Origin of the sequence: Corallococcus sp. AB049A (assembly GCF_003668885.1) — a bacterium.
Classification (GTDB): domain Bacteria; phylum Myxococcota; class Myxococcia; order Myxococcales; family Myxococcaceae; genus Corallococcus; species Corallococcus interemptor.
Map to the genome: position 1 here is coordinate 1 of NZ_RAWL01000707.1, position 2,365 is coordinate 2,365.

General features: G+C 74.6%; 2 protein-coding genes. Both read left to right on the forward strand.

Going from position 1 to position 2,365, the window contains the following annotated elements:
- Nucleotides 1–1,222, forward strand: a 1,222-nt coding sequence (gene glp, locus D7X55_RS38520) for a gephyrin-like molybdotransferase Glp (RefSeq protein WP_147470396.1), incomplete at its 5' end; no start/stop codon positions are given.
- Nucleotides 1,219–2,365 (forward strand): molybdopterin-guanine dinucleotide biosynthesis protein B (gene mobB / locus D7X55_RS38525; protein ID WP_121725632.1); only part of this gene is annotated, 1,147 nt, incomplete at its 3' end. The genes glp and mobB, both read left to right, overlap by 4 nt.

Sequence of the window (2,365 nt, forward strand, 5' to 3'; positions counted from 1 at the left end):
GGCCGCGCTCGACGCCATCGTGCCCGCGGCCCCCGCCCGCCTTCCCTTGATGGAAGTCCATGGCCGGTTCCTCGCCGCTGGCATCGCCGCGTCACGCGCGCTGCCCGGCTGCGACAACTCCGCCATGGACGGGTGGGCCGTGCGCGCCGAGGAGACCCGGGGCGCCAACCGCGACCGCCCCGCGCGCCTGCGCATCGTCGACACCGTCTACGCCGGCCACCTCCCGCGCCGCGCCCTCCAGCCCGGCGAGGCCGCGCGCGTCTTCACCGGCGCTCCCCTCTCCCCCGGCGCCGACGCCGTCGTCCGGCAGGAGGCCGCGCGCCCCACCGACGACGGCACCCACGTGGACGTCTTCGTCTCCGTCGACCCCGGCCATGACCTGCGCCGCGCCGGCGAAGAGGTGATGCCCGGCACGGCGCTGTTCCCCGCCGGCCAGCGCGTGGACGCCACCGTGCTCGGCGTGCTCGCGTCGCTGGGGGAAGACACCGCGCTCGTGCGCCCCGCGCCGCGCGTGGCCGTCGTCGCCACCGGGGATGAGCTGGTGGCCCCCGGCCAGCCCGCCGCGCCCCACCAGGTCTTCGAGAGCAACCGCGTCCTCGTCGCGGCCCTCGCCCGTGAGGCCGGCGCGGACGTCACGCACCTGGCGCGCTCCCGCGATGACGAAGCGGAGCTACACGCTCAACTGGAGAAGCTCGCGCCCCAGGTCGACGTGCTCATCACCACCGGCGGCGCTTCCGTGGGCGACAAGGACTGCGTGAAGCGCGTCCTCACCCGCATGGGCGCGCGCTTCCTGGTGGACGGCGTCGCGCTCAAGCCCGGCAAGCCCGTGGCCGTGGCCCGCCTGGGCTCCACCGCCGTCGTCGTGCTGCCCGGCAACCCCGGCGCCGCCACCGTCGCGTTCGACCAGTTCGCGCGGCCGCTCCTCTTCAAGCACCAGGGCGTCCTCGAACAGCGCCGCGTCACCCGCGCCCGCCTCTCCGAGCCGCGCCACAAGCAGGCCGGCCTCACCTACCTGGTCACCGTCGCGGCGCTCGAAGCGCGCGAAGGCAGCGCCGAACCGTGGGCCCGCCTGCGTCCCCAAGGTGCCGGGCAGATCCTCCAGAACGTCGCCGCCCGGGGCTGGGCCGTGCTCCCCGCCGGCCGCGCCGACTTCGCCGAGGGCGAGTCCGTGGACGTGCAGCTCTTCGAACAGCCGGACTTCCTCCCCGTGGAGGCCGCGTGAAGCCGCCTCCCGCGCTGGCCGTCATCGGCCACTCCGGCGCCGGCAAGACGACGCTCCTGGAGCGCCTGCTGCCGGAGCTCGCCTCGCGCGGCCTGCGTGTCGCCTATGTGAAGCATTCATCGGACGCGCATCCGCTCCACCGTCCGGGCAGCGACACCGCGCGCCTGGAAGCCGCGAGCGCCATGCTCACCGGCTTCGCCACGCCGGACGGCACGCAGCTCACCACCCGGCAGCCCCTGTCTCCTTCGCTCCTCGCACGCAGTGTGGACCGCGTGGACCTGGTGCTCGTGGAGGGCTGGAAGGACGGCCCGCTCCCGAAGCTGGAGGTGTGGCGCGAGGGATTGGAAGCTCCGCTCGCGGCCTCCCGCCCCGACGTGCTCGCGCTGGTGACGGACGCGCCCGCGCTTCCGTCCACTGTTGAATCACGCGCGCGCGTGCCGGCCAGCATCTGTGCGGTCGCGGACTTCCTCACCGCGTGGCTGCGTGATCAATCCGAGGCCCCCAAGGTCTCCCGCCCGGAACCGCGCGGGGTCACCCACCGCGCCGTGCGCCGCTTCGACGGGGACACCCTCCGTGAGGCCGAGGACGACCGCGTGGCAGTGGAGGAGCCTTTGGAGATCCGCGTGAACGGCGACGCCGTCGCCACCACCATGCGGACCCCCGGTCATGACCGCGAGCTCGCGGTGGGCTTCCTCTTCGCCGAAGGCATCGTTACTGATGGGGACGACCTGGGCAGCCTCTTCCACTGCGGCCACCCCGGCGAAGAAGGGTACGGCAACGTGTTCGAGGTCGTCCCCGCTGCTGGTGCCGTGCTCGACCTGGAGCGCGTGGAGGCCACCCGCCGCGGCACCCTCACCACCTCCGCGTGCGGCGTGTGCGGCCGCCGCGACGTGGACGACCTGATGGCCACCTGCGAGCGCGTGGCCCCCGGCCCCGTCCTCTCCGCCCGCACCGTGGCCCGCGCCACCGAACGCCTCCGCGCCCTCCAGCACACCTTCGAACTCACCGGCGGAGTCCACGCCGCCGCCGTGCTGGACGCGAACGGCGAGCTGCTCGCCTCATATGAGGACGTGGGCCGCCACAACGCCGTGGACAAGGCGGTGGGCGCCCTCGTCCTCGCCGGCGCCATCCGCGCCCCGCGCC